At 71.3% G+C, this 24,276-nt stretch carries 27 protein-coding genes, 1 tRNA gene and 1 riboswitch; of the genes, 17 read left to right on the forward strand and 11 right to left on the reverse strand.

The features are described from left to right. Both V6U81_RS26620 and V6U81_RS26625 read right to left on the reverse strand, forming a co-directional pair. A partial coding sequence (locus V6U81_RS26620; RefSeq protein WP_420884093.1) for a hypothetical protein occupies positions 1-189 on the reverse strand: 189 nt, incomplete at its 3' end. After that, positions 186-992 carry a DUF881 domain-containing protein gene (locus V6U81_RS26625; protein ID WP_334493283.1) on the reverse strand — a complete coding sequence of 269 codons (807 nt, stop codon included), beginning with the start codon at positions 990-992 and terminating at the stop codon, positions 186-188. The genes V6U81_RS26625 and V6U81_RS26620, both read right to left, overlap by 4 nt. 229 nt (positions 993-1,221) lie before the next feature. Between V6U81_RS26625 and V6U81_RS26630 the strand changes: the two genes are divergently transcribed. The 6 genes from V6U81_RS26630 (at position 1,222) to V6U81_RS26655 (ending at position 8,943) form a co-directional block, all read left to right on the forward strand. Further along, a complete protein-coding gene (locus V6U81_RS26630) occupies positions 1,222-1,485 on the forward strand; it encodes a cell division protein CrgA (RefSeq protein WP_334493286.1) in 264 nt (87 codons plus the stop codon). A 285-nt stretch (positions 1,486-1,770) separates the two neighbouring features. After that, a complete protein-coding gene (locus tag V6U81_RS26635; RefSeq protein WP_334493289.1) occupies positions 1,771-3,969 on the forward strand; it encodes a (Fe-S)-binding protein in 2,199 nt (732 codons plus the stop codon). Positions 3,970-4,117: 148 nt separating this feature from the next. After that, entirely contained in the window at positions 4,118-5,425 is a 1,308-nt protein-coding gene (locus tag V6U81_RS26640; protein WP_334493348.1) for a hemolysin family protein, read from the forward strand. Continuing rightward, positions 5,418-6,422, forward strand: coding sequence for a hemolysin family protein (locus V6U81_RS26645; protein ID WP_334493292.1), 1,005 nt, complete (start codon positions 5,418-5,420; stop codon positions 6,420-6,422). Before V6U81_RS26640 ends, V6U81_RS26645 begins: the two co-directional genes overlap by 8 nt. A 168-nt stretch (positions 6,423-6,590) precedes the next feature. Continuing rightward, positions 6,591-7,586 carry a C40 family peptidase gene (locus V6U81_RS26650; RefSeq protein WP_420884094.1) on the forward strand — a complete coding sequence of 332 codons (996 nt, stop codon included), beginning with the start codon at positions 6,591-6,593 and terminating at the stop codon, positions 7,584-7,586. 167 nt (positions 7,587-7,753) lie between these two features. Beyond that, positions 7,754-7,890, forward strand: a riboswitch (cyclic di-AMP (ydaO/yuaA leader). A gap of 12 nt (positions 7,891-7,902) precedes the next feature. Beyond that, a complete protein-coding gene (locus V6U81_RS26655; protein WP_334493297.1) occupies positions 7,903-8,943 on the forward strand; it encodes a C40 family peptidase in 1,041 nt (346 codons plus the stop codon). Between the two features lie 43 nt (positions 8,944-8,986). On the opposite strand, the gene dcd is transcribed toward V6U81_RS26655, so the two are convergent. After that, entirely contained in the window at positions 8,987-9,565 is a 579-nt protein-coding gene (gene dcd / locus V6U81_RS26660) for a dCTP deaminase (protein ID WP_334493300.1), read from the reverse strand. A gap of 79 nt (positions 9,566-9,644) precedes the next feature. On the opposite strand from dcd, the gene V6U81_RS26665 reads away from it, so the two are divergent. Then, positions 9,645-10,202 (forward strand): pyridoxamine 5'-phosphate oxidase family protein, encoded by a 558-nt coding sequence (locus tag V6U81_RS26665; RefSeq protein ID WP_334493303.1) that lies wholly within the window; start codon positions 9,645-9,647, stop codon positions 10,200-10,202. A gap of 69 nt (positions 10,203-10,271) precedes the next feature. Here V6U81_RS26665 and V6U81_RS26670 read toward each other — a convergent pair whose 3' ends face one another. Then, positions 10,272-11,258: a zinc metalloprotease gene (locus tag V6U81_RS26670; protein WP_334493306.1), complete on the reverse strand. Its 987-nt coding sequence runs from the start codon at positions 11,256-11,258 to the stop codon at positions 10,272-10,274. Positions 11,259-11,491: 233 nt separating this feature from the next. On the opposite strand from V6U81_RS26670, the gene V6U81_RS26675 reads away from it, so the two are divergent. Then, positions 11,492-11,565: transfer RNA gene (locus tag V6U81_RS26675), tRNA-Gly, on the forward strand. A gap of 66 nt (positions 11,566-11,631) precedes the next feature. Here V6U81_RS26675 and V6U81_RS26680 read toward each other — a convergent pair. Then, positions 11,632-12,378 (reverse strand): P-loop nucleotide/nucleoside kinase family protein, encoded by a 747-nt coding sequence (locus tag V6U81_RS26680; protein WP_334493308.1) that lies wholly within the window; start codon positions 12,376-12,378, stop codon positions 11,632-11,634. A 501-nt stretch (positions 12,379-12,879) separates the two neighbouring features. Continuing rightward, the gene (locus V6U81_RS26685) at positions 12,880-13,329 is read right to left on the reverse strand and encodes a hypothetical protein (protein WP_334493311.1); all 450 of its coding nucleotides are present in this window, start codon (positions 13,327-13,329) and stop codon (positions 12,880-12,882) included. A gap of 63 nt (positions 13,330-13,392) precedes the next feature. Between V6U81_RS26685 and V6U81_RS26690 the strand changes: the two genes are divergently transcribed. Together V6U81_RS26690 and V6U81_RS26695 are read left to right on the forward strand one after the other, a co-directional pair. Then, positions 13,393-13,533 (forward strand): nucleoside/nucleotide kinase family protein, encoded by a 141-nt coding sequence (locus V6U81_RS26690; protein ID WP_334493314.1) that lies wholly within the window; start codon positions 13,393-13,395, stop codon positions 13,531-13,533. A gap of 2 nt (positions 13,534-13,535) precedes the next feature. Further along, entirely contained in the window at positions 13,536-13,736 is a 201-nt protein-coding gene (locus tag V6U81_RS26695) for a hypothetical protein (protein ID WP_334493317.1), read from the forward strand. An 11-nt stretch (positions 13,737-13,747) separates the two neighbouring features. Here the strand turns inward: V6U81_RS26695 and V6U81_RS26700 are convergent, their stop codons facing one another. Further along, a complete protein-coding gene (locus V6U81_RS26700; protein ID WP_334493320.1) occupies positions 13,748-14,257 on the reverse strand; it encodes a nucleotidyltransferase domain-containing protein in 510 nt (169 codons plus the stop codon). A 10-nt stretch (positions 14,258-14,267) separates the two neighbouring features. Beyond that, entirely contained in the window at positions 14,268-14,432 is a 165-nt protein-coding gene (locus V6U81_RS26705; RefSeq protein ID WP_334493323.1) for a VOC family protein, read from the reverse strand. Positions 14,433-14,665: 233 nt separating this feature from the next. On the opposite strand from V6U81_RS26705, the gene V6U81_RS26710 reads away from it, so the two are divergent. The 3 genes from V6U81_RS26710 to V6U81_RS26720 all read left to right on the forward strand — a co-directional run bounded on the left by V6U81_RS26710 (position 14,666) and on the right by V6U81_RS26720 (position 17,625). Further along, complete coding sequence (locus tag V6U81_RS26710) at positions 14,666-15,946, forward strand: YncE family protein (protein ID WP_334493326.1); 1,281 nt, start codon at positions 14,666-14,668, stop codon at positions 15,944-15,946. Positions 15,947-16,142: 196 nt separating this feature from the next. Then, positions 16,143-16,706, forward strand: a complete 564-nt coding sequence (locus V6U81_RS26715) for an NUDIX hydrolase (protein WP_334493328.1) — start codon at positions 16,143-16,145, stop codon at positions 16,704-16,706. A gap of 37 nt (positions 16,707-16,743) precedes the next feature. Next, positions 16,744-17,625: an LLM class flavin-dependent oxidoreductase gene (locus V6U81_RS26720; protein ID WP_334493330.1), complete on the forward strand. Its 882-nt coding sequence runs from the start codon at positions 16,744-16,746 to the stop codon at positions 17,623-17,625. 3 nt (positions 17,626-17,628) lie between these two features. Here the strand turns inward: V6U81_RS26720 and V6U81_RS26725 are convergent, their stop codons facing one another. Further along, complete coding sequence (locus tag V6U81_RS26725; RefSeq protein WP_334493332.1) at positions 17,629-18,060, reverse strand: ASCH domain-containing protein; 432 nt, start codon at positions 18,058-18,060, stop codon at positions 17,629-17,631. A 115-nt stretch (positions 18,061-18,175) separates the two neighbouring features. Here V6U81_RS26725 and V6U81_RS26730 point away from each other — a divergent pair, with 115 nt between their 5' ends. Further along, positions 18,176-18,460: a hypothetical protein gene (locus tag V6U81_RS26730; protein WP_334493334.1), complete on the forward strand. Its 285-nt coding sequence runs from the start codon at positions 18,176-18,178 to the stop codon at positions 18,458-18,460. Here V6U81_RS26730 and V6U81_RS26735 read toward each other — a convergent pair. Together V6U81_RS26735 and V6U81_RS26740 are read right to left on the reverse strand one after the other, a co-directional pair. Continuing rightward, on the reverse strand, positions 18,448-19,542 hold the full coding sequence (locus V6U81_RS26735) for a questin oxidase family protein (RefSeq protein ID WP_334493336.1): 1,095 nt from the start codon (positions 19,540-19,542) through the stop codon (positions 18,448-18,450). The genes V6U81_RS26730 and V6U81_RS26735 overlap by 13 nt on opposite strands. Before the next feature lie 33 nt (positions 19,543-19,575). Then, entirely contained in the window at positions 19,576-20,127 is a 552-nt protein-coding gene (locus V6U81_RS26740) for a phosphoribosyltransferase (protein WP_334493338.1), read from the reverse strand. A 183-nt stretch (positions 20,128-20,310) separates the two neighbouring features. Between V6U81_RS26740 and V6U81_RS26745 the strand changes: the two genes are divergently transcribed. The 3 genes from V6U81_RS26745 (at position 20,311) to V6U81_RS26755 (ending at position 24,160) form a co-directional block, all read left to right on the forward strand. Next, positions 20,311-20,955, forward strand: coding sequence for a septal ring lytic transglycosylase RlpA family protein (locus V6U81_RS26745; RefSeq protein WP_334493341.1), 645 nt, complete (start codon positions 20,311-20,313; stop codon positions 20,953-20,955). A gap of 88 nt (positions 20,956-21,043) precedes the next feature. Next, positions 21,044-22,171 carry a PP2C family protein-serine/threonine phosphatase gene (locus tag V6U81_RS26750; protein ID WP_334493343.1) on the forward strand — a complete coding sequence of 376 codons (1,128 nt, stop codon included), beginning with the start codon at positions 21,044-21,046 and terminating at the stop codon, positions 22,169-22,171. Between the two features lie 132 nt (positions 22,172-22,303). Further along, on the forward strand, positions 22,304-24,160 hold the full coding sequence (locus V6U81_RS26755; protein WP_334493346.1) for an acyl-CoA dehydrogenase: 1,857 nt from the start codon (positions 22,304-22,306) through the stop codon (positions 24,158-24,160). Positions 24,161-24,276: the final 116 nt, after the last annotated feature.

A 24,276-nucleotide genomic window follows, 5' to 3' on the forward strand; every position in this document is an offset into this window, starting at 1 on the left:
CTGCGCGGGCCGCGCGGGCGGCGCGTCGGCGGCCGGCGACCGGCGCGGCGGCAGCACCGGGTCGAGCCAGGGGCCGGTCGGGCCGGGGCGGGCCGGGGGGGTCGGCGCGGAGCGTTCGACCCGGGGGATGAAGGCGGTCTCGTCCTCGCTCTGGTTGCGGTGACGTGCGTCGCCGCCTTCCCGGGTCATCGAGGCACCGTCGCCGATCGCAGCGCCGTCGAGTCCTTGAAGGCGGGCACGGTCACCGTGGCGACATTTTCCGAGTAGCCCAGCTTGTAGTGGTCGACCGCCTGCTTGAACAAACCGACTCCCTCAGAGCCGGCGAGGGCCTGCTGGAGGGCAGCGGGATCGCCGATTGCTACGATCTTGAACGGTGGGGAGTACACCCGGCCATGCAGCAGCAGGGTGTTCCCGACGCAGCGTACCGCGCTGGTCGAAAGCACGCGGACGTTCATGATTGACATGGCCTCCGCGCCTCCGGCCCAGAGCGCGTTCACGACCGCCTGGACATCTCCCTGGTGGACGACCAGGTCGTCGTTGGTGGCACCTTTGGGCAGAGTCCCGTCGTCGCGTCGGGGCGCGTCGTTGAGCTCGACGATCAGCCCGCGGCCGGTGAGCTCGGTGAAGCCGGCCGCCTCCTGGCTGGCCTCGGCCCGGTCCCGCTGCCCCTTGATCGGGCCGTCCGCGTCGGCCAGCGCGGCGGTCTGGCCCTCGACCTCCTCGCGCAGCCGGGCGGCCCGCAGCTCGCTCGCCGCGACCTGCTCCCGCCGGTCCTCGATGAGCTGGGTCAGCTGGGGTCGCCGGTCCTCGCGCAGGGCGGTGCCGCCGGCGGTGGTCGCGGTGGTGGTGAAGAGCAGCCCGGCCGCTGCGGCGATCATCGGCACTCCGATCGACCAGCCCGACCGCCGCTGCCGTCGACGCCGTGGCAGCAGGGCCGCGACCGCTCGCCGCATGGCCTTCTGCCAGGACGCGGCGCCGGATGTGTACTCCACCGAGCGTTCCTTCCCCGTCGTCTGGTTGCTCCCCGCCACGGCGCGGGCCGGCGTTTCCGTGCCCGCCCGGTCCACCCGTTCCGGTCACTGCGTGCACCGGAGTGACCCCATTCGTGGCTTGGACGGCCCGTCGGGACTACGCTAGCTGTCGAACATTATTGGCCATGGACCGTCGCCCCCGCGCCCGGTTGTCAGGCCGGACGAGGTCGTCACCCCTCTGGAGAGCGTCGTGCCCAAGTCTCAGGTCCGCAAGAAGAAGGTGTACACCCCGCCGACGGACGTGCGTCCGACGGCGACGGCGGCGACGCGCAAGCCTAGCCCGGTGTGGTTGCCGGCGACCGCCGTCGCGTTGATCGTGGGCGGCATCGGCTGGCTGGTCGTCTACTACCTCTCCGAGCAGGAGTACCCGGTCGCCTCGTGGGGCTACTGGAACCTGCTGGTCGGTTTCGGCGCGATGGTCGCCTCGCTGATCCTGCTCTCCCGCTGGCGCTGACCGCCCCGGGCGCTGCACGGCACGATTAGGTCACCTGACGCAACCCCTGCCCGGCGCCTCGGCGCCGGGCACCCTATGGTGTGCGCAGGGCGGCGTGGCCGGATGCGAGATGACTCACGTTACTGCTGGGTAACGTTGCGCGTAGGCTGCACCGCATGACCGAGCGGAGCGAGGTCATCGACCGGTCCGGTCACGGGTGCGGCAGCGGCGTCACGCCGGTCCCGCACTGACCCGGCCCCGGTCGCCGAGCCGCTCGACCAGGCAGCAGACCGGGAGGCCAACTCGATGGGCAGCGTCCAGATCGTCACCACGATCCTCGCGGCCGCCATCACCGCCGTGGCGGTGTGGCTTGCGGTGCGTGCGGTCATGAAGATGACGGCGGTCATCCGACTGGGGCAACCCGCGCCGGAGCGGTTCACCGACAAGGGCACCCGCACGAAGACCATGCTGGTGGAGACCCTCGGCCACACCCGCATGCTCAAGTGGAGCGTGGTGGGGGCGGCGCACTGGACCGTGATGGTCGGGTTCGTCGTGCTGTCGCTGCTGGTGCTCGAGGCGTACTTCGAGGTCGTCACCCCGGCCGGCGGGCTGCCGATCATCGGCCACTGGACGATCTTCGGCCTGGCCACCGAGATCATCGGCGTGCTGGGCCTGGTCGGCATCCTGGTGCTGATGGCGATCCGGCTGCGCAACCGGCCGACCCGACCGGGCGGACGCTCCCGGTTCACCGGTTCGACCATGTGGCAGGGCTACTTCGTCGAGTGGATCGTGCTGCTGGTCCTGATCTTCGGCTTCGTGATCCGGGGCTTCAAGGTCGCCACGGACCACTTCGAGTACCCGGTCTGGGCCACCCCGGTCAGCCACGCCGTGGGCGCGGTGCTGCCGGACTGGCAGGACGGCGCCAGCGTCGCCGCTCTCATCAAGATCGCTATTTCGATGACCTGGCTCATCGTCATCTCGCTCAACGTCACCATGGGCGTCGCCTGGCACCGGTTCCTGGCCTTCCCCAACATCTTCTTCAAGCGCGAGCCGGCCCAGCCCGCCGGCTCCGGCCTCGGGGCGCTGCGCCCGATGATGAGCGAGGGCAAGCCGCTCGACTTCGAGGAGGCCGACCCGGAGAAGGACCAGTTCGGCGTCGCCCAGGTCGAGCAGTTCACCTGGAAGGGCCTGCTGGACTTCAGCACCTGCACCGAGTGCGGCCGCTGCCAGTCGCAGTGCCCGGCCTGGAACACCGGCAAGCCGCTCTCGCCGAAGCTGCTGATCCTGAGCCTGCGCGACCACGCGTACGCCAAGGCGCCGTACCTGCTGGCCGGCGGCGGCAAGGACCTGACCGGTGAGGAGAAGGCCACTCAGGCGCAGCTCGCCCACCTCGACGTGCTGTCGCTCGCCGAGGGTGACAAGCCGCTGATCGGCACGGCCGAGGAGGGTGGGGTCATCGACCCCGACGTGCTCTGGTCCTGCACCACCTGCGGCGCCTGCGTCGAGCAGTGCCCGGTCGACATCGAGCACGTCGACCACATCGTCGACATGCGCCGTTACCAGGTGCTGATCGAGTCGAGCTTCCCGTCCGAGGCCGGCGTCATGCTCCGCAACCTGGAGAACAAGGGCAACCCGTGGGGCGCCCCGCAGAACACCCGCGAGGACTGGACCAAGGGCCTGGACTTCGAGGTGCCCCGGGTCGGCGAGGTCGAGGACTTCGAGTACCTGTTCTGGGTCGGCTGCGCCGGCGCGTTCGAGGACCGGGCCAAGAAGACCACCCGGGCGGTGGCCACGCTGCTCAACGAGGCCGGCGTGAAGTTCGCCATCCTCGGCGAGGGTGAGACCTGCTCGGGCGACCCGGCCCGCCGGATCGGCAACGAGTTCGTCTTCCAGATGCTCGCCCAGCAGAACGTCGAGACCCTCAACGAGGCGTTCGAGGGGCGCGAGAAGGCCAAGCGCAAGATCGTCGCCACCTGCCCACACTGCTTCAACACCCTCGGCAACGAGTACGGCCAGCTCGGCGGCGAGTTCGAGGTCGTACACCACACCCAGCTCCTGGCCCACCTCGTCTCCACCGGCAAGCTCACCCCGGTGCAGCCGGTCGACGGCGGCGTGACCTACCACGACCCGTGCTACCTGGGCCGGCACAACCGGGTCTTCGCCGCCCCGCGCGAGGTGCTCGGCGACGCCATCGCCGGCGAGCTCACCGAGATGCCGCGCAACAGCGAGCGCTCCTTCTGCTGCGGCGCCGGCGGCGCCCGAATGTGGATGGAGGAGAAGATCGGCAAGCGGATCAACGTGGACCGGGTCGAGGAGGCCATGTCCACCGGGGCGAAGACGGTCGCCGTCGGCTGCCCGTTCTGCTCGACGATGCTCAACGACGGGGTCAACGGCAAGGGTGCCGGCGAGGAGGTCGAGGTCATCGACGTGGCCAGCGTGCTTCTCCGCTCGGTCAAGCCGGACGCGCCGCAGGGCGAGAAGGAGGCCGAGCCGGTCGCCGGCTGAGGTCGTACCTTCGACGTACGCACGACGGCGGCGGCACCCACGAGGTGCCGCCGCCGTCGTCTGCCCAGGAGGCGGGCGGGCGAACTTCTACCGCCGCGCGGCCCGTGGGACAATCTCGCTCATCGACGGACTCTTGCTCGGCACGCTGTTGCCCCTGGTCGGCTTCGTGCTGCTGACCGCCGGCAACGCGTTCTTCGTGGTCGCCGAGTTCGCCTTGGTCACCGTCGACCGCGCGGAGATCGACCGGCGGGCCGACGCCGGTGACAGCGCGGCGGCCACCGTACGCCGGGCGCTACGCGAGCTCTCCTTCCAGCTCTCCGGTGCGCAGCTGGGCATCACCCTCACCGCGCTGCTCACCGGCTACCTCGCCGAGCCGGCGCTGGCCCGGCTCTTCACCCCGCTGCTGCGCCCCCTGGGCGACGTCGAGCGGTTCAGCCCGCTGCTCGCCCTGGCCCTGGCCACGCTGATCTCGATGCTCTTCGGCGAGCTGGTGCCGAAGAACCTGGCGCTGGCCCGGCCGATGCCGACCGCGCTGGCCACCGCGGGGCCGATGCGGACCTTCGCCCGTACCTTCGGCTGGCTGATCCACGCCCTGAACGCCTCGGCGAACCGGCTGGTCCGCCAGCTCGGGGTGGAACCCCAGGAGGAGCTGGCCAGCGCCCGCTCCCCGGAGGAACTGGGCCTGCTGGCGGCCATCTCGGCCCGGGCCGGGGCGCTCCCGCCGGACACCGCGATGCTGCTGCGCCGCACCATCCGCTTCGGCGACAAGCGGGCCGCCGAGGCGATGACCCCGCGGGTCGACGTGATCGCGCTGCGGGCCACCGCCACCGTCGCCGAGCTGCTGGAGACGTCCCGGGCCACCGGGCGGACCCGCTTCCCGGTCTACGAGGAGACCCTGGACCTGGTCACCGGCGTCGCCGGGGTGCCCGACGCGCTCGGCGTGCCGCTGGCCCGCCGAGCCTCCACGACAGTCGCGGCGGTGGCCAGGGAGCCGGTGTACGTCCCGGAGAGCCTGGACCTCGACGGTGTCCTCGCCGCGCTGAAGGACGCCGACGCCGACCTGGCCATCGTGGTCGACGAGTACGGCGGCACGGACGGTGTGGTGACCGTGGAGGACCTGGTCGAGGAGCTGGTGGGAGAGATCGCCGACGAGTTCGACCCGGCCGCCGTGACGGACGCCGACGCGGCGGAGTTGACCGTGCCCGGTGGCGAGCGGACCGTTCTGGCCGACGGGGTGCTGCGCGAGGACGAGCTCGCCGAGCTGACCGGCTTCCGGCTGCCCGAGGGGCCGTACGAGACGCTGGCCGGGTTCCTGATGGCCCGGCTGGGTCACATCCCGGTGCCCGGTGAGACGGTCGAGGACTCCGGGTACGAGTTCACCGTCGTCGAGGTGGAGCGGCACCGAATCGAACAGGTGCGGGTGGTCCGCCCCGAGGAGCCGGACGGCGATGACTGAACTGCTCGTGGCGGTCGTCCTGCTGCTCGGCAACGGGTTCTTCGTGGGCAGCGAGTTCGCGCTGATCGCCTCCCGTCGTACGGTGGTGGAGCCCCTCGCCGCCACCTCGAAGCGGGCCCGCTGGGCGCTGTCGGCGATGAACCAGATCCCGCTGATGATCGCCGGCGCGCAACTCGGCATCACCGTCTGCTCGCTGGGCCTGGGCGCGATCGCCGAGCCGGCCCTGGCGCACCTGCTGGAGCCGGTCTTCCACGCGGTGGGGCTGCCGGACGGCCTGGTGCACCCGATCTCCTTCCTGCTGGCCCTCGGCGTGGTGGTGTTCCTGCACACCGTGGTCGGCGAGATGGTGCCGAAGAACATCACGCTGGCCGGGCCGGAGACGTCGGCGCTCTGGCTGGGGCCGGCCATGCTGGCCTTCTGCGTGGCGACCAAACCGCTCCTGGTGACCATGAAGTGGGCGGCCCGGCTGGTGCTGCGGCTGTGGGGGGTGGAGGCGACGGAGGCGGTGAAGACGGTCTTCACCGCCGAGGAACTGGCCGGGCTGGTGTCCCAGGCGCGGACGGAGGGGCTGCTCGACGCGGAGGAGCATGCCCGGATCACCGGGGCACTGGCGCTGCACCGGCGGACGGCCGCGGACGCCCTGCAACCCTGGTCGACGGTGACCACGGTGGCCGAGGACGTCTCGCCGGCGTCGCTGGAGGTGCTGGCCACCCGGACCGGCCGGTCGCGCTTCCCGGTGGTGCAGCGGTCGACCCGCCGGGTGCTGGGCTTCGTGCACGTCAAGGATGTCCTGGGGTACGCGGGGACGTCCCGCCGGGCGCCGGTGCCCGCCGACGTCTACCGGCCGCTGGCGGTGGTGCCGCCGGACCGTACGCTGGCCGATCTGCTGCTGGCGATGCGCCGCGAGCGGCGGCACATGGTGCTGGTGAGCGACGGTCGGCGGCCGCTGGGTGTCGTCACGCTCGACGATGTATTGACTGCGATCGTTGGAAAATGAGCGAACACCCTTTGTGTGCAGGCGATTGCGCAGACAGGATGGAATGAAGACCCACCTTGATTCCGGTGCGTGACACCCCTAATGTTGCACCGGCCGCTGTGGGTCGTCTGCCTCCTTCTTCCCCCTAGCGAGGCGCCCGGCGGTCGGTTGCAAAGGAGTCGGTGACCGGTGGCAACCATGCCCCCCCATCGTCAGCCCACCCGTCCGGCGGGCCTGCGCCGGGTCGTCCACCGCCTGCTCACCCTGGTCGCCGCGGTCGCCGTCGGCGCCGGGATGCTCGCCGTGCCGGCGCACGCCGCGCCCTCGCCGGAGGAGATCGAGGCGGCGATCGACAAGCAGTGGGAGCAGCTCGAACCGACGATCGAGCAGTACAACAAGGTTCGGGCCCAGCTCAAGGTCAACCGCAAGAAGTCGGCCGAGCTGCAGAAGAAGATCGAGCCGCTGGCGCTGCAGAGCGAGCTGGCGATGAACCAGGTCGGCGAGCTGGCCTCGCGGTACTACATGACCGGTCCCTCGCAGGAGATCAGTGCGCTGCTGGTCAACACCCAGCCCGGCACGCTCGCGGAGCAGCTGACCATGCTGGACCGGCTCGCCGCACAGCAGCGCAAGGAGGTCGAGGGCGTCCTCGCGGTGCGCCGCAAGTACGACGGCGAGAAGAAGAAGCTCGACGCGCTGATCGCCGCCGAGGCCAAGCAGGAGAAGGACCTGGCGGCCAAGAAGACGAAGATCAACGCCGAGATCAAGCGGCTCCAGGCGTCGATGCCGAAGACCACCGTGAAGGTCTCCGGTTGCCCGACCATCAACGGGGTGGTGAGCACCGCCGCGCAGACCGCGATCAGGGTGGCCTGCGCACAGGTCGGCGAGCCGTACGTCTGGGGCGCCGACGGCCCCGACTCGTTCGACTGCTCCGGTCTGACCCAGTACGCCTACAAGGCCGCGGGGATCTACCTGACGCACTTCACCGGTGCACAGTGGAACGAGGGCCGGTACGTCTCCCGCTCCGAGGCGCGCCCCGGTGACCTGGTCTTCTTCTTCAGCGACCTGCACCACATGGGCCTGTACCTGGGTGGCGGGATCATGGTGCACGCGCCGCGGACCGGTAAGCCGGTCCAGGTCACGAAGATCGACTACATGCCTGTGGCGGGTTTCCGCCGGGTCACCTGACCCTCCGCATGACGCACGAAAAGGGCCCCGGCACCGCCGGGGCCCTTTTCGCCATCTGCGTACCGCCGACACGGAGTGTCACGGCCCGGCGGGTTGCGGATCGATAACGGCCGTCTCTACTCTGGTCATTCGTCGGCCGCCACAGGTCCGTCCAACCCGGGCGGTAACGGCCGGTACCGCCGAGTCGCCTCCGGGCGAGCCGGGGACCCAGGTACGCCGGGGTGAATCCGCAGCCACTGCGGTAGGGCGCTCCCTTCCCGCCCGAACCCGTCAGCTAACCCGGCAGGCGGTCGCGGAAGAAGGAGCACGGAACCCGGTGGCACACCATGCCCCGCGGCCACCGTCGCGTCGGTCGACCCAGGTCGCCCGGTGGACGGCTGCGCCGCGATCACGCTGGTCCCGCTTCACCACCGTCCTCGCCGCCCTGGCCGGGGTCGCGGTCGTCCTGACCGGCGGCGCCACCGCGGCGCACGCCGACCCGTCGGTCGCCGAGATCGAGCGGCAGATCGACGAGGACTGGAACCGCCTCGAACCGATCATCGAGCAGCACAACGCCACCCGCCAGGACCTGGCCCTCAAGCGCCGGCAGGCCGACGCGCTGGCCCGGCGGATCGAACCCCTGCAACTCAAGGTGGACCTGGCGATGGACCAGGTCAGTGGGCTCGCCGTCGAGGCGTACAAGGGTGAGAACGTCTCCACGGTCAACGCGGTGCTGGGCAGCCGGTCGCCGAGCGACGTGATGGCCGGCCTGGAACTGCTCGACCGGTTCGCCCGCCGCCAGCAGCAGGAGGTGCGCACGGTCGTCGAGCTGCGCGACCAGCTCGCCGCGAAGAAGAAGCCACTGGACGAGATGGTCGTCCAGCTGGCCCGGGCCGAGGCGCAGCTCGCCGCCAAGAAGAAGCAGATCGACACCGAGATCGCCCGGCTCCAGAAGCTCCGGCTCAAGGTGTACGGCAGCGGTGGCGGCGGCCCGCTACGCCCCGCCCCCTGCCCGGCCGGCTACCCGGGCGGCCCGGGCGGGATCGCGGTCAAGTTCGCCTGCGCCCAGATCGGCAAGATCTACGTCTGGGGGACCGCCGGCCCGGACCACTACGACTGTTCGGGCCTGACCATGGCCGCGTGGGCGAAGGCAGGTGTGTCGCTGCCGCACAACGCCCGGCAGCAGCGGGCGGTCACCGCGCGGATCGACCGGTCCGCGCTGCGTGCCGGCGACCTCGTCTTCTACTACGCCGACCTGCACCACGTCGGGATGTACGTCGGCGGGGGCTGGGTGGTGCACGCCTCCCAGTCCGGCGAGCCCATCAAGATGAAACGCGTCGACGACGGCCCGATCAACAGCTACGGCCGACCGGGCTGATCAATCGGCAGGGGGCTCCCGCCGCGCGGGGGCCCCTTCGCCGTCAGCGGGTGGGCCAGGTACGCCAGTGCTGCCAGGACCGGCTCGCGGTCGGGCCGCGCTGCCCCTGGTAGCGCGAGCCGTAGACCGCCGAACCGTACGGGTGCTCGGCCGGCGACGAGAGCCGGAAGATGCAGAGCTGGCCGATCTTCATGCCCGGCCAGAGGGTGATCGGCAGGTTCGCCACGTTCGACAGCTCCAGCGTCACGTGCCCGGAGAAGCCGGGGTCGATGAAGCCGGCCGTCGAGTGGGTGAGCAGGCCGAGCCGGCCCAGGCTGGACTTGCCCTCCAGCCGGCCCGCGAGCTGGTCGCCGAGGGAGATGACCTCCAGCGTGGAGGCGAGCACGAACTCCCCCGGGTGCAGGACGAACGGCTCGCCCTCCGGCACCTCGACCATGGAGGTCAGGTCGTCCTGCTGCACCGCCGGGTCGATGTGGGTGTAGAGGTGGTTGTTGAAGACCCGGAAGAGCCGGTCGAGGCGCACGTCGATGCTGGACGGTTGCACCAGCGTGGGCTCGAACGGCTCCAACCCGAGCGTTCCCGCCTTGATCTCGGTGACCAGGTCCCGGTCGGAGAGCAGCATCGGCACACCATATCGAAACGGTCCGGGCGATCTGCGCGTCGGACTGCGCATTCGTACACTTGTTCGATAGACTGTCCGCATGGCTTCCTGGTCCGACTTCGCCGCCGACGAGCCCCGCCTCGCCGATGGGATCCGCCTTCTCCTCCAGCAGTACGGGCCGGGCTTCGGCTACCTGGCCACCGTCCGCGCCGACGGTGGGCCCCGGGTGCACCCGGTCTGCCCGCTGATCACCGACGACGGGCTCTACTGCTTCGTGGTCGACTCGCCCAAGCGCCGCGACCTCGAGCGCGATGGTCGTTACGCGCTCCACTCGTTCCCGCCGGAGGAGACCGACGACGAGGCGTACGTCGCCGGGCGAGCCCGGCCGGTCGTCGACCCCGTGCGGATGGCCCGGGTGGCCGAGATCGGTCGGGCCGCACCCCAGGTCGACTGGCGGCTCTTCGAGTTCAGCATCGACGTGGCGATGCTGACGCGGCGCGGCCACGGCGGCGCCTGGAGCCCCGAGGGTGGCCGTCCGGCCGTCCAGGTCTGGCTCGACCCGCGCGCCGCGCATCCGGTCGCCGACGCCGGCGTACCCGATCAACGGCCGACCCGACGCGGCCGGCACGGCTTCGACACCCGCCGCACGGCCGCCTGACCCCGCAAACGGCGGTGCCGGCCCCGTCGTGAGACGGAGCCGGCACCGGCGTTGTGGTGCTGGGCTTTGTCAGGCCGCGCGGTAGGCGTTCCACGCGGTCAGCATGCGGCTCGCCTGACCAGGGGTGAACTGGTACATGCACGAGTCGTAGGTGTAGTCCATGAAGTTGGTGATCGGGTCCAGGCCGGCTGCGGCGCAGGTGTCCCGACCGGTCGGGCACTGGAACGCCGCGGAACCCTCGGCCGGGGTGTCGTCGACGCTGTCACCCGAGCCGGAGCACCCACCCTGGAAGGTGTGGTAGAGGTTCAGCCAGTGGCCGATCTCGTGGGTGCCGGTGTCGCCCTGGTTGTAGTTGGTGGCGGTGCCGCCGGGCAGCGACTCGCTCAGCACGACCACACCGTCCATGCTGTCGAGCTTGCGCTTCGGGAACGTGGCCCAGCCGAGCAGGTTGTCGCTGAGCTCACCCAGGTACATGTTCAGGGTGTTCTTGCCACCCTGGCGCAGCTGGGTCTTCATCGCCCGCTCGGCGCTGGAGCCCTGGACGATCGGGTACCACGCCGGGTTCGTCACCCGGTTGATGCTCTGGAGCTGGAAGCTGAAGGCGGTGGCGGCGCCGCCGGTGGCGCCGCTGTAGGCCTGGTTGAGCACGCTGATCTGGGACGTGATCATCGAGTCCGGGATGTTGCCGCCGGCGCGGGTGCCGTCCCGCTGGATCACGTGCACCACGACCGGGACGGTCACGGTGGCGAGGGTGGTCGCGCCGGCGCCGGCGCGGAAGTTCGCCCGCTCACGAAGCGCGGTGGCGAGGTCGACCTCGCGCTCACTGACCTGCTTGGCGGTCAGCTCGTTGGGCTCGTGCTTGGCGATCCCGCCCTTCTTGATCCGGGCGTCCGAGTGGACGTCGGCCGGCTCGGCGCAGGAGGCCCCGCCGGGAGCGGCGGAGAAGGCGGAAGCAGCGGGAACGACGCCTACGGCAGCGGTGCTGAGCAGCAGCGCGAGGGTCGTCGACGCGACACCGGCGGCACGCCGGGTCAGCAGGTTGGGACGGAGTCCCATGGGCCCACCTCTTTCTCGCGGCACGACAGGGGGTGTGTCGCACCGTGGCTGGGAACGTGGGGGTGACGTTACAACCCATCGACGGATTTGAGAACGGTCATATGTTGCCAGTGTGAAACTTTTGCACTGGGGTGACTACTCCTGGGGTTCCATCGACGACGGTGGGTCAGGTTCGGCGCGCCGGGGTACCTGGGTGCGCGGGCTCGGTGACCTCAGGTACAGTGGTGCCGCCTGCGGGTGTAGTTCAATGGCAGAACATCAGCTTCCCAAGCTGACAGTGCGGGTTCGATTCCCGTCACCCGCTCCACGATCGAGGCCCTGGTCAGGACGCGAGTCCGAGCCAGGGCCTTCGACGTTTCCCAGGCTGGTTCGCTCAACTCCGACGGAGCGACTCCACCGACTGGCCAGGACGCCAGTTACCTGCGAGCTCTGGTCGATGGTTCGTTGTTGGCTCGATCGGTAACGAGCCGCCTCCCGTTGTTGACGGCCCAAGCAGGTCGACGACTGCTGCCACGATCGTCTCGACGGCCCGAGCTCCATGCTCTGAGGTATCGATCTCAACGACGGCGTCGACGCCCTCCGACGGTTCGAAGATCGACCGTCTCATCTCTCCCCGCTGGAACAGGGATAGGAGTTGCTGGTCGATGGCCCCGCCTTCGGCCGCCCGAGCGCCAAGCCGCCGGCCGATGACCGCATCCTGGGCGACGACGTGAACGGCCAGCACTCGGCTGCCACCCGCGACCAGCACGCCTAGCAGCTCGCGGGACAACACCGAGGACTCCACGACGAAGCTCACCCCTGAGGCCGCGAGTAGCCGGATCGCCTCGACCATCACGGCCTCAGCGCGGAGGCTGACGGGACCACCGGCAACGTGGAAGTCCCGGTCGAGCCGGACCCACCCGTCCTCCACGACGGAGGCGGAAGACAGCCCAAGACCTGTTTTGATCTCATCGCGGGTCAGGAACGGGATACCGAATCGGGCAGCCGTTGCAGAGGCAATGGTGGTCTTCCCAGCCCCCGGACACCCGCAGACAGCAATCACCACCGGCCGTTCCCTCACCAACATCCGCCGATCCTGGCAGACCCGCAGACCCGCTGTCGACGTGACGAGCGTGAGCACCAGGGCGTCATGGGCCACCCGCACGGCTGGTGCCGTCGAACCGGTACAACCCACTACCGTCCATTCATGACCGGCGTTTGGGTGGCATGGGGGCTGCTGCTCCTCGGGCTGGTGTGCGGGCTGGCCGCGATGGGGGTGATGTCTGTGCGACGGCGAAGGCGGGCGGCTTTCCCGCAGGACCGGGCGGCGGTGCTGCGGGCGGCGCGAGTCGCTACCCGCCAGATTGCTCGGGACGGGCGTCGTACTCGGCGGGGCTCCCTCCGCGGCAAGGGCGGTGGCGGCAACGATTCTCTGGCGGCGGATGCGGCCTACGGAAGCGACGGCGGAACGCCGAGCGGCGTGTAACCGATTCGATGGATCTGGCGTGCCATTGGGCCAGGACAACCGAGGCCACCAAGGACCGTCGTAGCCAGGCCGCCACGTTCGTTGCTACCGCCTGCCGCCCTTGCCGTCCGTCAACAGCAGCCCGTCGGGCCCGTGAGTGCCGAGGTGCCCCGGGTTTCACACCGCCTCCGCTGGACGGGGGCGCTGTTGCAGGTATTCCCGCGCACGTGGCACCGGGTCGTGTGCGTACTGCCCGGGCATGCGGGAGCGGTGAGCGGCACAGAACTTTCGCAGGGTTGAGGTGATCGGCAGCAGCTCCCAGCGCGGGTGCGGCTCGTACTCCGCAGTGGCGCGCAGCAGCTCGGGCAGTGGCGTCCAGCCATCGTGGTCGAAGGCCCAGCGGCCGTTGCTGATGATCACGTGACTGACGTAGGGCTCACCGAACTGACGTAGGCCGACGATGCCGAAGCCGGCTGAGGCGTACCGCTCGAGGGCGACCCAGGCGAGCACATGGCAGGCGCCGGCGGCGAAGAACGCCTGGTCCGACCGCTTCCATGACAGCCGTTGATCGGCACGTTCAGCCGGCGTACGACGAAATTTGGCCGCAGGAGTGTAGGGCGTCCCCATGCCGGCAGTATCCAGCAAGGAACCGAGGCCATGGGGGCCTCCGTGTCGTGGCCGATCAGGCTGATGTCGACCGCTCTGGTGCTCACCGGCGGCCCGGCGGTCGACAAGAGCACCACCGGCCGGCTGCTCGCGCGCCGGTGCGCTCGAGCCGCCCTCATCGACGTGGACGACATCCGCCAGTTGGTGGTCGCCCGGGCTGCCTGATCGTGCGCCTGCACGTCTCCCGTGAGGAGGCGTGGCGACGGGCGGGGACCAGGAGGGTCTTCCTGACCGACGCCGAGTTCGAGGCCCGGCATCTTCAGGACCGGCGGCAGCCGCCGGCTGCGGACCATCATCTGGAGGTGACCTCGCTGGACGTCGAGGTGCAGGTGGAGGCGGTACGCCGGCTCTGGCAGCCCACCCGGTGACGGCGCGCCGCTCACTCCTGGCGGTGGCGGCCCTCGCCGAGTCGGTGCAGCAGGGCCAGGTCCGCCCGGTCGACCTCCCGCGGTTCGTAGCCGCTGTGGAACAGCAACTGCTGGTCGACGGAGATGCACCCGACCTCCCGGCCGACGACCGTCCCCGTGGTGAAGCACGCCTTGGGCCAGCGGAAGGTGGTGCCGTCGAGCCCGGCCTGGTGGCCGTCGCCGGCCTCGTCGAACGCCAGCGGGTGGAGATCCACCCGCCTGCGTCCCTCGGCGACCACCTCCACCCGGACCGGGCGCCAGTCGGTCTCGACGACGTAGCCGAGCCGACCGAGAGCCTGCAACGCCGCTGCTTCGTGCTCCGCGGGGATGCCCAGGTCCAGGTCGCGGTGCGGACGGGTCTGCCGCCCGACCAGCGCGTCGACACCCCACCCACCGCTGATCCACGCCGGGCAGCCGGCGGCGGAGAGCGCGTCGAGCACGGCGTGCACCTCGTCGGCGTCCATGTCCGAGGTGTCGATCATGTCGACCTGTCTACCGGATCGAGGGGTCCAGGGCTATCGGAATCGGCTGGTCCTGCGGGTACCAGCGCAGCTCCACCACGTCCTGGTCGCGGACGTAGACCGAGATGGCCGAGCCCCGGGCGCCGAATCGCCCCACCGGCCCTTCGGTCACGTCGAAGGCGCCGGACGGGATCACCGACTCCCCGTCGAGCGGCGCTGTCCCGCCGCCCGAGCCGAGGGCAGCGGCGTGACGCAGCGGGCACCACCGGCGCTCCTCAAGGTGTACCGGTGATCATTCCCGGGGCACGAACCTCCAGAAGGGACAGTATGGGTCGCCTATCTGTCAGCATCGCCGCCGGCGCGTTGGGGCTGGGACTCCTGGTCACCGGCCAACCGGCCGTGGCGGGAACCTCTTACGATCAACCTCTCGTGACGGTCAACTCCACGCTGGTCGGCGCCGGCTTCTCCGACATGGTGAAGAGCGCCACCACCGGGCGGATTCTCATTTCGAGCGGTCGGGACTACGACGCCATCCAGGTCGCCGACCTCGACGGTAAGATCATCGGCACCGTTCCCGGCCAGGCCGGGGCGAGTGGGCTCACGCTGAGCAAGGACGGCCGTACGGCATATGCCGCGCTGTTCGACGCCGGCGCCATCACGGCCATCGACGTGGCCAGCGGCACCGAGAAGGCGCGGTACGTCGTAGGCACCGACACCTGCCCGTACGACCTCGCCCTGGCCGGCGGCAAGCTGTGGTTCAGCTACGGCTGCTACGGCATCTCGCCGGCCCGCCTCGGCTCGGTGGACGTGACCGATCCGGCCGCCCCGATGACCCTCGACCAGGGTGGCTACCTGACCTACACCCCGCGGCTGGAGAGCGGGTCGATCGACGACGGACTGCTGTTCGCCATGGTGGAGGGCGTCTTCCCCAACCAGCTGATCAGCTACGACGTGTCGAGCGGCGCGGCGGTGCGGCGTACCGCGCTGGAGGACAAGCTCCAGAGCGTCTCCGAGTTCGCCGTCACCCCCGACGGCTCCGCCGTCCTCGTGGCGACCCCCGGCGAATACCAGTTCACCACCAAGCTCGCCCGGTACTCCGTCACCGACCTGACCGAGCAGGGCCGGTACGCCGTGCCCGGCTCCGTCGTCGCCATCGGCATCGAACCCGACGGGCGGATGGCCACCTACTCCGACGACCTGGGGCTTGCCTACTTCGCCCCGGGCGAGTACGAGCCGCGCTGGGTGGTCTACAAGGACTTCGCCTCGGGCCTGGACCCGGCGAACCGCGGAATCGCCGTCGGCGCCGAGAATCGGCTATACGTGGCTACCCGCTACATCAGCAACTCGACCATGAACCTGACGGCCGTCGACGCCGTACCGGTGGAGCCGCCGCCGGTCGAGCCCACGCCGGTGGACACCTCGCTGAGCGTCGACGCGCCCGGCTCGGCGACCGTGCGGAAGCCAGTCACGTTCACCGGCGGGCTGGCGACAGCCGGCGACACGGAGATCGGCGTACGGACGGTCCGCGTGACCCGCGAGGACAGGCGGGGCACGGTCGCCCTGCCCGACGTGCAGACGGCGGCCGACGGTACGTTCACCGTCACCGACGTGCCGCGGGTGACCGGTGAGACCACGTGGCGGTTCATGTTCGACGGTACGGAGCAGCTGTTGCCGTCGAGCTACTGGGTAGGGCTGACTGTCAGTCGGTAGGCAGGTGATCGGCGGCGGCCGTCCGGAGACGGCCGCCGCCGGCAGCTCAGGACGGCCCCTTGGAGCGGATGACCTTCACTGTCCCGGGTCCCGCTCGGCCACGTACCGTCCGACGTTGGACAAGGGTGAATCAGTCCACGTCGACGGGCCCACCAGGCTGGGGCCGCGAAGCGGCCGAACAGGGGTGACCGGCGCGATGCGAATGGTGGACGAGATCCGGACCCTGGTCGAGGCGATCGACCCGGTGGACGACGTGGAGGCCGCGCACCGCGCCGAGTGCGTCGACTGGCTGGGCCGCACCGACGACGTCTTCCGCCGGGCGAAGCCGCGCACGCCGTCGCCGCACCTGGTCGCGTACTTCCTGCTCCGCGATCCGGCGGACGGCGCCGTCCTGCTGGTCGATCACCGCAACGCGGGATTGTGGCTGCCCACCGGCGGCCACGTCGAGCCCGGCGAGCATCCGGCGGCGACCGTACGCAGGGAGGTGGTGGAGGAGTTGGGCGTGCCGGCGATCTTCCCGCCGGTGCCCGGCGAGCGCCCGCTCTTCGTGACCGTCACCCCGACCGTCGGGCCGCCGGCGGACCGGCACGTCGACGTGAGCCTCTGGTACGTGCTGGCGGGCCGGCGCGACCAGCCGCTCACCCCGGACCCGGGCGAGTTCCGCGGCGTGCGCTGGTGGACCCCGGCCGAGGTGGTGGCGGCGGACCCGCGGACGCTGGACCCGCACCTGCCCCGGATGCTGGCCAAGCTGGCCGGCTGAGCCGGAAGCGTCCGGCCCGGGCCGTACGCTGCCGATCATGCGGATTGGCATTGTGATCCTTCCCGACCAGCGCTGGTCGGAGTCGCAGCACCGGTGGCGGCAGGTGGACGAGTGGGGCTTCGACCACGGGTGGACCTACGACCACCTGGGCTGGCGGGACCTGGTCGACGGGCCGTGGTTCGACTCGATGGCCACGCTGACCGCCGCGGCGACGGTCACCTCGCGGATCCGGCTCGGCACCCTGGTCGCCTCGCCGAACTTCCGGCACCCGGCGGCCTTCGCCCGGCAGATCACCGCGCTCGACGACGTCTCCGGGGGACGGGTGCTGCTCGGTCTCGGTGCGGGCGGCATCGGCTTCGACTCTGCGGTGCTCGGCGGCGAGACGCTGCCGCCGCGGCAACGGGTGGACCGGTTCGCCGAGTTCACCGAGCTGCTCGACCTGATCCTGCGGGAGGACGGCACCACCTGGCGGGGCGAGTGGTTCGCCGCGGTGGACGCCCGCAACAACCCGGGCTGCGTGCAGACGCCCCGGGTGCCCTTCGTGGTGGCGTCCAACGGGCCGCGCTCAATGCGGCTGGTCGCCCGGTTCGGCCAGGGCTGGGTCACCACCGGCATCGGCGGCGACGACATGGCGGCCTGGTGGGACGGGGTGGCCGAGGTGTCCGCCCGACTCGACACCACCCTGGCGGAGGCCGGCCGCGACCCGGCCACGCTGCCCCGCTACCTGTCCCTGGACGCGGCGCCGGTCTTCTCGCTGAGCAGCGCCGACTTCTTCGCCGAGCAGGTCGCCCGGGCGGCGGCCCTGGGCTTCACCGACGTGATCACGCACTGGCCCCGGGCCAGCAGCTGGTACGCCGGCGACGAGGCGGTGCTGGTCGACGTCGCGACCCACCTGCTGCCGGAGCTGCGTACGGCGTGACCGTCAGGTGCTGAGGTCCCCGCCGGCGATGCCGCCGTCGCCGGCGGAGATCAGCCGGAAGCGCAGGCAGGCGATCTCGGTGTCGTCGCCGACCGGGGTGCCGACCCGCGCCCAGTAGGCGGCGTGCCCCGCCCGCCACTCCTCGATCGACCGGTCACCCTCCCCTTCGGAGCGGGCGAACTCCCAGGGGACGTCGGCGAAGCGGCACACCTCCAGCCCGGTGATCTCGACGACCCCGACCAGCGTGTCGTGGTCGTCCACCAGGGCCAGCCGCTCGCCGACGTGCTCCAGATCCTCGCCCTCCTCGGCGTACTCGGTGAGCAGCCCGGCGGTGGCCGTCTTCACCCGGGCGAGCACGAGCGTGTTGAGGTTGGCGCGCACCGGCCCGGGGGTGCCGAGGGCGAGCGTGCGCAGTCCACCGATCCGGGGCCACATGCCGCCGACGCTACCCCGCCGGATGATCACCGTCGCGGCATTTGGTCGGCCCCACGCTCGGGGGGGCGCGGCCGCCGTGAGGGGCGACGACAGGAGGCGACGATGGCCGGCCGGCGTGCCGTGCTCATTCCCGGGCAAGGGTTACGACACCCGCTTTCCGCTCTTCGCCTACACGCGCGAGGCGCTGCGCCGGGGCGGCTTCACCGTCCAGGAGACCTCCTGGCAGGCGCCCGACCGGTTCGGGCCCGACCGGGACGGGTTGACCCGCCGCCTCACCCCGCACGTCCTGGAGATCCCCGACGCCGGACCACGGGATGATGGTGCCGGCCCGCTGGCCCGCTCGGCCGAGGTGCTGGGTCGGGTCTGCACCGCCGTGGAGGAGTTCGTTCAGATCAGCTGACCGGCCAGGCCGGCGGCGGCGAGCACCCGTTCGTCCCCGGTCAGGGCGTGTGCGTCGAGCACCGCGTCGGCCAGCTTCACCACGTGCGCGTCGCCGTGCCGGGCGGCCCGGGCGAAGACCTCCGCCGGGGCGCCGGCGGCCACCGCCGGCATCCGGGCGCCGTTGGCCGGGGCGTACACCGCGGTCACCGCCGCGGTGGCCGACCAGGCCGCGGCGAGGCTGGGCGCCCAGAGCGCCGGCTCGAGGGCGGGCAGGGTGCGCAGCACCGCCGTCGGCGCGGTCACCGCGTGCACCAGCATCACCGCGTTCGCGTGCCCGAACCGCAGGTAGTCCAACGCGGCCCGGTGCACGAGGGTGACCAGACCCCGTTCCGCGGCGGCGGGCGTCCGCGCGGGGCGCAGCGCCGAGACCGCACCCTCCCATTCGGGTACGTCCCGCAGCCGGCCCAGCCGGGCCACGATGCCCCCGGTCCGGTCGGCGATCCGGGGCAGCGCGGCCAGCGCGGCGGCCACGTCCGGCGTCCCCTCCGGGTCCCCCGAGCGTGCCGCGCTCGCGAGGCCGTCGTCGTGCCCGTGCCGGTCGCCGGCCGGATCGTGGCGCCACGGGTCGGCGGCGCCCGGCACGGGTTGCCAGCGGGCCGCCCAGTAGCCGAGCGCCTGCCCCAGTTCGGCCAGCCGGTCCGGCGCCGGGCCGTCCTCGCGCAGCACCCGGACGGCGTGACCGACCCGGATCACCCCGTGGGTGGCCCCGGCGGCGATCCCCGGCAGCAGTCGCGGCCACCACTCGCCCAGCACCTTCCGCCAGGGCCGTTCGCGCAGCTCGCGGTCGAAGTGGGTGAGCCAGTCGCCGACCCGCTTCGGGTCGCCGAGCGCGTCGCGCCAGTCCTCGATCGGCCGGAGGCCGCGGGGCAGCTCGTCGAGCCGCCGCAGGTAGTCGTCCAGCCAGCGGTGCACGCTCCGGTCGTGGCCGTGCCGGACCAGTGCCTCGACCGCCATCGGCCCGTGGTTGGAGAGCCAGCCCTCGAACTCCGGGCCGGTGCGGTGCAGCCGTCGGTACGCCTCGTCCAGGATGCCGTCGTTCATAGGTCGATCCTGGAACCTGAAGTTCGGTTGAGGTCAACCGTGCAGCCGGTCGGCGGTCAGCAGGCCGCGTACGCCCAGCTCGGTGGCCCCGCCGGGCGGGCAGTCGACGACGATCGCGGCGGCGCCCACCCAGTGCGCCCCGCGGGCCGCGCAGATCTCCCGGATCGCCCGGACCTGCGCCCCGGTGGCCACCCAGTCGTCCACCATCAGCACCCGGTCTCCGGCACCGAGCCGGCGGTCGGCCACGGCCAGGTCGACCTGGCGGCCACGGAAGTCCGGTGGGCTCTGCGCCCAGGTCAGCGACCCGACCGGCAGTCTCCCGTCGCCCGGCTTGTGGGCGGCGACGAAGCCCACCCCGAGCGCGGTGGCGGCGAGCGGGCCGAGCAGCAGCCCGGTGACGGCCGGGGCGACCACCACCGTCGGCGCGGCCGTCCGGAAGGGCGCGACCAGGGCGCTCCCGAGCCCGGCCAGCACCTCCGGGTCCCGCCACCAGCCCGACGTGTCGCTGACCAGGTGGCTGCTGCCGGGGCCGGTGTCGACCCAGCGGAACAGTTCCACGAGACGTTCGCACAGCTCAGTGGCCATCCGCCCATCTTCGCCGACGAATGCCACCGATGGCATTCTGGGCCGTACGGCCCAGCACGCCTCGGATGATCGGCTACACGTATCACTGCAATTCGGGCGATACCTACATGATCACGTTGACGTCGGAAGTGCTTCTCTCGTTACGGTCCGACCCGATTTGCTCATTGACGAAAGGACCGGCCGGTGGCTGGCAGGCACTCCCGTACCCGCATGTTCTCCTCGCCGGCCGGCATCGCCGCCACCGCGGCGGTCGGCGTGGCGCTGGCCGTCGGTGGCACCGTCGGCGCGGTGCAGCTCACCTCGAGCGACGCGGGGACCTCGGCCGTGGCCGAGGCGGTGCCCAGCGCCGTCACCCCGAGCGCCACCACCGCGTCGCCGACCCCGAGCGCCAGCCCGACGCTCTCCCCGAGCGCGAGCCCCTCGCCGACCGTCACCGCCAGCCCGAAGGCGACCCGGACCCAGGCCGCCTCCCGGAGCAGGACCCGCACCGCCACGCCGAAGCCCTCCGCCACCACCAGGAAGGCCGAGCCGAAGAGCACCGTCGTGGAGAGCGGCTCCTGCGGCGCGTCCTTCTACGACGAGGGCCAGATGACGGCCAACGGCGAGACCTTCAACCCGGACGAGCTGACCGCCGCGCACAAGACGCTGCCGTTCAACACCCGGGTCCGGGTCACCAACCCGGACAATGGCAAGTCCGTCACCGTCCGGATCAACGACCGTGGGCCGTACATCGACGGCCGCTGCATCGACCTGTCCCGGGCGGCCTTCGAGGCGATCGCCTCGGTCGACCTCGGTGAGCTGACCGTCACGTACGAGGTGCTCGGCTGACGGTGATCGGACCGCGGTGGCGACCCGCCCGGCCAGAACACCCTCGGACGACGGGTCAGGTTCATTCCCGGGTTCACGTCCATCAGGCATGCTGTCCCTCGTACGTACGCATGCCTTTCAGCCGGGCCGCGGCCCGCTGAGCCCCGCATCCCGCGCCGGTGTCGGCGCGGCCCTCGGTCTGCTCGCGATCGTGTCGGCGGTCGAGCTGGCCGACGGCGGCACGGCCCACTACGTCGCGCTGATGATGCTCGCGCCGATCCTGGCCGCCGGCTTCGCCTCCTGGCGGATGGTGCTCGGGGTGGGGCTCGTCGCGCTGGCCGTCGGAGCCGCCTTCGCCCTCGCCGAGCCCGCGGCCTCGGTGACCACCGGAGTGGACCTCGCGGGCATCGCCGCCGCCGCCCTGGTCGCGGCCGGGGTGGCGGGGGTACGGCAGCGTCAGGCCGAACGGATCGCCGAGCTGTCGAAGCTGGCGTCGGTGGCCCAGCAGGCGGTGCTGCGCCCGCTCGGCCCGCAGGTGGGCACCCTCGCCGTCGCCGCCCGCTACATCTCCTCGACGGCCACCGCCGAGATCGGCGGCGACCTGTACGAGGCGATCGACACCCCGTACGGCGTCCGAATGATCATCGGAGACGTCCGGGGCAAGGGGCTGGACGCGGTCCGGCTGGCCAGCATCGTGCTCGGGTCGTACCGGCACGTGGCGTTCGAGCGGGCCGACCTGCGGGCGGTGGTGACCGACCTGGACCGGGCGGTGGCCCGCAACGTGGGCGACGAGGACTTCGTCACCGCCGCGCTGGTCGAGGAGCGGGGTGGGACGCTGACCATCGTCAACTGCGGGCACCCGGCGCCCTTGCTGCTGCGTCGGGGCGCGGTGATCCCGCTGGAGCCGCCCGCGCCGGCCCCGCCGCTCGGGTTCATGCCGGTGGTCCGGCCCCGGGTGGAGCGGTTGGAGCCGGGTGACCGGCTGTTGCTCTTCACCGACGGGCTCGGCGAGGCGCGGCGGGAGGGTGAGTTCTTCCCCACTGCCGACCGGGCCTGGCGGTTGCTGGGCCACGGCACGGTCGGCGACGGCCTGGCCTCGCTGGAGACCGCGCTGGTCGAGTGGGTGCACGGCCGGCTCGACGACGACATCGCCCTGGTGCTGATGGAGTACACCGGCCCGCGCAGCGGCGCGACCGTGCCGGTGCCCAGCTGGGAGGTCGGCGCGGCGGAGAGCTGACCCCGCCCGTAAGCCGAACCGCAGGTGTGTAATCGCTGTCACTTCCGTGATCGGCTTGTCGTTGGCTACCGGCGAGTAATACAGTCGGGGTTACTCATCGGTAACACCTGTCCGGAAGCGGGGCCAGCGAGCATGACCCACTACAAGAGCAACCTTCGGGACCTCGAGTTCAACCTGTTCGAGGTATTCGGGGCGGACCAGGCCTTCGGCCAGGAGCCCTACTCGGACCTGGACGTCGACACCGCCCGTAGCGTCCTTGCCGAGGTCGACCGCCTCGCCCGCGAGGACCTGGCTGCCAGCTACACGGACAGCGACCGCAACCCGCCGGTCTTCGACCCGTCGACGCACACCGCGCCGCTGCCGGAGTCGTTCAAGAAGTCGTACCAGGCGTTCATGGACTCCGAGTTCTGGCGGATGGAGCTCCCGCCGGCGCTGGACGGCACCCAGGCGCCGCGGGCGCTCGTCTGGTCCATCGCCGAACTGATCCTCGGCTCCAACGCCGCCGTCTGGATGTACTCCTCCGGCCCCTCCTTCGCGAACGTGCTGCACACCGAGGGCAACGACCAGCAGAAGCAGTGGGCCAAGCTCTTCGTCGACAAGCAGTGGGCGTCCACCATGGTGCTCACCGAGCCGGACGCCGGCTCGGACGTCGGCGCCGGCCGTGCCCGCGCCGTCGCGCAGCCGGACGGCTCGTGGCACATCGAGGGTGTGAAGCGCTTTATCACCTCGGGTGAGCACGACCTGAGTGACAACATCATCCACTACGTGCTGGCCCGTCCGGTCGGCGTCGAGGGTGTCGGTGGGCCGGGCACCAAGGGCCTCTCCCTCTTCGTGGTGCCCAAGTACCACTTCGACGAGAACACCGGCGAGCTGGGCGAGCGCAACGGCGTCTTCGCCACCAACGTCGAGCACAAGATGGGCCTGAAGGTCTCGAACACCTGCGAGATGACCTTCGGTGAGCACGGCGTACCGGCCAAGGGCTGGCTGCTCGGCGACAAGCACGAGGGCATCCGGCAGATGTTCATGATCATCGAGCACGCCCGGATGATGGTCGGTACCAAGGCGATCGCCACCCTCTCCACCGGCTACCTGAACGCCCTGGAGTACGCGAAGAACCGGGTGCAGGGCGCCGACCTGATCCAGATGGCCGACAAGGCCGCCCCGCGGGTGACCATCACCCACCACCCGGACGTGCGCCGCTCGCTGCTGCTGCAGAAGTCGTACGCCGAGGGCCTGCGCGCCCTGGTCTGCTACACCGCCTCCTGGCAGGACAAGGTCGCCATCGCCGAGGCGGTCGGGGACGAGAAGGCCATCAAGCTCGCGCGGCGGGTCAACGACCTGCTCCTGCCGCTGGTCAAGGGCGTCGGCTCGGAGCGGGCGTACGAGCTGCTCGGGCACGAGTCGCTGCAGACCTTCGGCGGCTCCGGCTTCCTCCAGGACTACCCCCTGGAGCAGTACGTCCGGGACGCGAAGATCGACACCCTCTACGAGGGCACCACCGCGATCCAGAGCCTCGACCTGATCTTCCGGAAGATCGTCCGGGACAACGGCAAGGCCCTGATGGCGGTCGCCGGCGAGATCCAGGAGTTCATCGCCTCCGAGGCCGGCAACGGCCAGCTCAAGGAGGAGCGTCAGGCGCTCGGCAAGGCGCTCGGCGAGATCCAGAACATCCTCGGCACGATGACCGGCTGGCTCGGTGAGGCGCAGAGCGGCGACACCCGCGCCCTCTACAAGGTCGGCCTGAGCAGCCGCCGCTTCCTGCTGGCCATCGGCGACCTGGTCGTCGCCTGGCTGCTCCAGAAGCAGGCCGACGTGGCGCTCAAGGCGCTGGCCGGCGAGGTCTCCGCCGCCGACAAGGCGTTCTACACCGGCAAGGTGGCCGCCGCCCGGTTCTTCGCCCGCGAGGTGCTGCCCCGCATCGGCGCCGACCGGCGGATCATCGAGGGCGCCGACCTGGAGATCATGGACCTGCCGGAGGAGGCGTTCTGATCCCCTCCGGGGTGATCGGCCCGGTTCGACCCTGACGACGGTGGGCGGGGGGGGCGAGCCCGCCGGCCGGCGGCGGGTATGCGCCCCGCGCGGCCGGGGGGGGGGGCCCCGGGCCG

It is taken from the genome of Micromonospora lacuserhaii, from assembly GCF_036902735.1.
Lineage (GTDB): Bacteria > Actinomycetota > Actinomycetes > Mycobacteriales > Micromonosporaceae > Micromonospora.